6 protein-coding genes are annotated in these 4,911 nt (G+C 70.8%); 1 reads left to right on the top strand and 5 read right to left on the bottom strand.

Annotated elements, in window-relative coordinates:
• A partial coding sequence (locus tag ACM2XV_RS12220) for a fibronectin type III-like domain-contianing protein (protein ID WP_487027112.1) occupies window positions 1-488 on the top strand: 488 nt, incomplete at its 5' end.
• Between the two features lie 119 nt (window positions 489-607).
• Here the strand turns inward: ACM2XV_RS12220 and ACM2XV_RS12215 are convergent.
• The 5 genes from ACM2XV_RS12215 to ACM2XV_RS12195 all read right to left on the bottom strand — a co-directional run.
• A complete protein-coding gene (locus tag ACM2XV_RS12215; RefSeq protein ID WP_344776934.1) occupies window positions 608-1,081 on the bottom strand; it encodes a MarR family winged helix-turn-helix transcriptional regulator in 474 nt (157 codons plus the stop codon).
• A gap of 13 nt (window positions 1,082-1,094) precedes the next feature.
• Window positions 1,095-2,861 carry an MFS transporter gene (locus tag ACM2XV_RS12210; RefSeq protein ID WP_487027111.1) on the bottom strand — a complete coding sequence of 589 codons (1,767 nt, stop codon included), beginning with the start codon at window positions 2,859-2,861 and terminating at the stop codon, window positions 1,095-1,097.
• Window positions 2,862-2,958: 97 nt separating this feature from the next.
• Complete coding sequence (locus tag ACM2XV_RS12205) at window positions 2,959-3,618, bottom strand: copper resistance CopC family protein (protein WP_487027110.1); 660 nt, start codon at window positions 3,616-3,618, stop codon at window positions 2,959-2,961.
• Entirely contained in the window at window positions 3,615-4,334 is a 720-nt protein-coding gene (locus ACM2XV_RS12200; RefSeq protein ID WP_344776927.1) for a YcnI family copper-binding membrane protein, read from the bottom strand. The genes ACM2XV_RS12205 and ACM2XV_RS12200 overlap by 4 nt, the downstream gene beginning before the upstream one ends.
• A 106-nt stretch (window positions 4,335-4,440) precedes the next feature.
• On the bottom strand, window positions 4,441-4,911 hold a 471-nt coding region (locus tag ACM2XV_RS12195; protein ID WP_487027109.1), incomplete at its 5' end, for a hypothetical protein.

Below are 4,911 nucleotides of genomic sequence, written 5' to 3'. Positions count from 1 at the left end.
CCGACGCGGTGCCCGTCGACGGGGTCGTCGAATACCGCGAGGGCGTGCACGTCGGCTACCGCGGCTGGGAGCGGCTGGGCCGGGTGCCCGCCAGGCCGTTCGGATTCGGGCTCGGGTACGGCACATGGCGCCTCGGCGAGCCGATCGCCGCTGAGGAGTGGAGCCCCGACGACACCCTGCCCGTCACGGTCGCGCTCACGAACGACGGTGAGCGCGATGCGCGCGGCGTCGTGCAGTTCTATCTGTCGGGGCCGACCGACGACGAGGGCGACGGCGGCTGGGACCGGCCCGCGCGCTGGCTCGCAGGCTACGCCGCGCAGAACGTGCTCGCCGGCCGTGTCGTCGCCCTGACGCTGCGCATTCCGCGTCGCGCCTTCGAGGTGTGGAGCGTCGAAGCGCAGCGGTGGGTGCTTCCCTCTGGCGTCTACACGGTGCGCGCGGCCTTCGACGCCCGCGACGAGGGGCGCTCGGTCACGATCGCACTCTGATCGCCCCGCCCGGCCCCGCTCGTTGGTCGAGTAGGTCGCTCTGCGACCGTATCGAGACCTCTTCCTCGCCAGGAGCGCGCCCCGGCACGCTCCTTCGTCGCTACTCGACCAGCGCCCAGCTAGCGCGAAATCGCCGCCTGCGAGGCGGCCTCGAGCCCGTCGATGGCCGCCTTCACGGCGGCGAGCTGCTCGGGCGGCAGCGTCTCGAGCAGCGCCGCGACGCGCTCGGCGCGCTCGAAGCGCGCCCGGCGGATGGCGTCGACGCCCGCGGGGGTCGCGACGACGAAGAACGAGCGGCCGTCGTTGGGGTCGGGCCGGCGGGTGACCAGCCCGCGCGCCTCGAGGTCGGCGACGAGCCGGGTCATGGTCGGTGCGGCGACCGACTCGAGGCGGGCGAGGTCGCCCGGGCGGATCTCGCCGACGCGCACGATGCTTCCCAGGGCCGACACCAGCCCGTGGCTGATGCCGTCGTGGGTGGGCCGGATGCGCCGGTTGATGCGGCCGATCGCGACCGCGAACCGCGTCGCCAAGTCGTTCTCGGTCGGCTCGGGCAACGCGGTGCTCGTGCCGCTGGGCTGATCCGTCCGGGTCATTCCTACGCCTTCGTCATCGGGAGACCTTCTCGACCGCGGCCTCGTGCGCTTCGATGGATTCTTCCACGGCGTGCACCTCGTGAACGTAGTGCTTGCCGCGAATGAGCGATGCGATCGCGGCGACGACCGACATGGCCGCGGCGGCGATGAACACGACGACCAGGCCGTCGTGGAAGGCGCCCGAGATGAGGTGCGGGAATAACTCGTTGCCGACGAGGGTCTTCTGGGCGTGCTCGGGCAGCGTCGACAGCACGTTCATGCCGCCCTTGCCGAGCAGGGTGTCCATCGGGTTGTAGCCGAGGAACGCGGCGAACACGCTCGAGACCGGCGGCAGGGTCGACACCTTGGTGGCGACGTCTGCAGCCACGCCCTGGCCGGTCAGACCCGAGAACAGGGCCTTCGGCAGCGCGGTCGACAGGCCGGCGATGAGCAGCGAGAAGAAGATGCCCATCGACAGCGAGGTGCCCGAGTTCTGCACGGTGCCGGCCATGCCCGAGGCCGAGCCGCGCATGTTCGCGGGAACCGAGTTCATGATCGCGGCGCGGTTCGGGGCGGCGAACATGCCCGAGCCGATGCCGTTGAAGAACGTGATGACCGCGAACTGCCAGTAGGTGAAGTCGATCGGCAGGACGATCAGCAGCACGAAGGTCGCCGCGACGACCAGCAGGCCGGTGGTCGCGAACAGGCGCGGGCCGACCCGGTCGGAGATGGTCCCTGACAGCGGGCCCGAGATGAGGAATCCGATCGTGATGGGCAGCATCGCGAAGCCCGCCATCAGCGGCGTCTGGTCGTAGGCGACGCCGTGCAGCGGCAGCCAGATGCCCTGCAGCCAGATGATCAGCATGAACTGCATGCCGCCGCGGCCGATCGACGAGAGCAGACCGGCGAGCATCGCCATCGCGAAGGCGCGGATCTTGAACAGGCGCATCTCGAACATCGGCGACTTCTGCGCGAGCTCGACGAAGACGAAGCCGACGAGCACGACGGCGCCGCCGATCAGGCCGGTGAGCACCCAGGGGTTGGTCCACCCCTCGGTCGAGTCGCCGTAGGGCTGGATTCCGTAGGTGATCGCCGTGAGCAGCGAGGCGAGGCCGATCGCGAACAGGGCGTTGCCCCACCAGTCCATCTTGCCGGCCGACTTCGTGCCGACCTCGTGCAGCGACAGGTAAGACCAGATGGTGCCGACGATGCCGACGGGCACCGAGACGAGGAAGACCCACTCGACGTCGAGAGTGCCGACGTGCCACGAGAGGTTCGCGAGCAGGCCGCCGATGAGCAGTCCGATGAACGAGCCCGCGATGGCCGCGACCTGGTTGATGCCGAGCGCCATGCCGCGGCGGTTGGCCGGGAACGCGTCGGTGATGATGGCGGTCGAGTTGCTGAACAGCATGGCGCCGCCGATGCCCTGTACGAAGCGCCAGATGATCAGCCACATCGCGCCGTGGCCGCCGCTCAGCGGGTTGAGCGCGAGCGCGATCGAGCCGACCGTGAAGACGACGAAGCCGAGGTTGTAGATGCGCACCCGGCCGAACATGTCGCCGAGGCGGCCGAAGGTGACCACGAGCACGGCCGTGACGAGCAGGTAGCCCATCAGGATCCACAGCAGGTAGCTGACGTTGGCCGCGTCGAGCGGGTTGATCTTGATGCCCGTGAAGATCGCGGGCAGCGAGATGATCACGATCGACGAGTTGATGGTCGCCATCAGGATGCCGAGCGTGGTGTTGCTCAGCGCCACCCACTTGTAGCGCGGGTGGTCTTTGGTGAAGAGGGAATTCGACACGACGGGAGGGCTCTCCGAGAGAAGTTAGTTGTGCTTTGCTAAGTAACTATAGCTCAGCTATGCACCCCGGCGCCTCTCGGGGAGCCCTCGTTCGGTGTCAGTTCACCGTCGTGTCGCCGTCTTTCGCTCTCGTGCGCCGCCCGCTGAGCACGATGACGAGCACCACCGCGATCACGGCGAGCACGACGACACCGCCCGCGACCGCGATGATGACGATCACGGCGGGCGAGACGGATGCCTGCGCCGGCGCCCCCGTCGCCTGAGCCTTCGGCGCCGCGACGGTCGTGCCGCACTTCGCGAGCGGGCCCGTGCGGCCGTCGCCGGCCTTCGGGCCGCTGTAGGTGAACTGGATCGAGTCGCTCACCGGGTGGCCGTCGGCCGACACGATCTGCCAGGTCACGCGGTAGGTGCCCGGGGCGCCGAGCGCGACCGGCACCGACACCTGTCGGTCTTGGACGGAGGCGCATCCCGTCTCGAAGTTGCGCCCCGAGGCATCCGTCACCTGCACGAGGGCGCCGTGCCCGCCGTCGTCGAGCACGATGTCGTCGAAGGTCAGCGACACCTGCGACAGTGCGCTCGTGACGGACGCGTTCGCCGCCGGAGTGCTCGAGACGAGGTAGTCGTGCGCGCTGGCGCTCGTCGCCGGCACCAGCGCGAGCGCCGCGGCCGCCACGGCGGCGCCGGCCCCTGCGAGAAGTGCCGCGATGGTGCTTCGCCGCGGGCGATCCGCCCGTGCGGCACGTCTGGCCGTGCTCACGCGGCGGCCCGCTTTCGCATCAGGGCGACCACCGCGACGACGAGGCCGGCCGCGCCGACCACGAGACCCGCGAAGCCGACGACGAGCGCCGCCGTGTCGAGGCCGGCGTGATCGGGCGCAGGCGCCGAGGCATCGGGCGCCGGGCTGGCGGTCGTGATGCCGGCGGCGTCTGCCGGGGGCGCATCGTTGATGTACAGCGTCGGCGCGGGGTGCTCAGGCTCTTCGCCGCTCGCGGGCGTCGGCTGGTCCCACTTCACGACAGAGCCGTCGGAGTAGCGCTGCGTCGCCGGCAGCAGCACCTTCCCGGTGTCGGGCACCTTGCCGAGCGACAGGGTGAAGACGCCGAACTGGCCGGGCGCGATGCCGCCGCCCGTGGCGGTGAAGGTCACCGACGTGGGCGCCGTGGTGACGGAGGTCCCGTCGATGGTCACCGGTTCGGGAAGCGTGCCGGTCGTGACCTTCGCCGTCCAGCCGGGCATGGCCTCGTAGCTCACCGAGGTGAACGGCGTGTCGGTCGGCAGCTGAATCGTGAGGCCGACCGTGCTCGCCGTGGCCGACTCGGTGGGCACGCGGAAGCTGACGTAGCTGTAGCCGCCGGCAGGGGCGGTGTCTGGGTCGATGCGCACGTGGGCGCTGACCGCGAGCGGCGCGGCGATGGCGAGTGCGCCGCCGGCCGCGAGGGCCGCGACGGCGCGCAGGGTGAAGCGTCTGTTCATGGGTCCAATCCGTTTGGTTGAGTAGCGCGGCCTGCCGCGCGTATCGAAACCCCGCTCGCGCAGGCGGCTTCGGTACGCGCCAGGGCGCGCCGCTCGACCGGCGGGGTCAGGGGAAGGCGAATCGAACAGGTGGGCCGCGATGCCGCGTCGTTCCGACGAGGAACTGCGGGAAGAGCGCAGGGGGCACGAGAGCCGCCGCGACGGGCCGAGGCCGTGGGGCGATCGGCGCCGTGACCAGGGCGAAGGCGGTCACCAGGAAGCGGGCGGCGAGCGCCAGCATCCGCCGCACAAGCCTCTCGCCATGACGGAAGGCGGCGATCGTGACCAGCGCGGCCGCGACGTGCCCGGCCCACATCGACGAGCTCGCGAGCTCGGCGGGGGCGCCGCCCGTGACGTGGAGCCGCATGCCGGGCATCCCCGCCATCGTCGTGTCGCCCGCGAAGCGGATGTCGCTCGGCTGCCCGAGCCCGAAGAGGAAGTGGAACGCGAACTGGCTGAGCCCGACCGAGAGGGCGAGCCGCCAGAGGGCCGGCCGCCGGCCCGCGAGCAGCACGCTGACCGGTGCGGCGAGCAAGAT

It is taken from the genome of Gryllotalpicola sp. CP2-P1, assembly GCF_057512245.1.
Note: the sequence above shows the minus strand (reverse complement) of the source record. Positions and strands in the feature narration are given on the sequence as shown.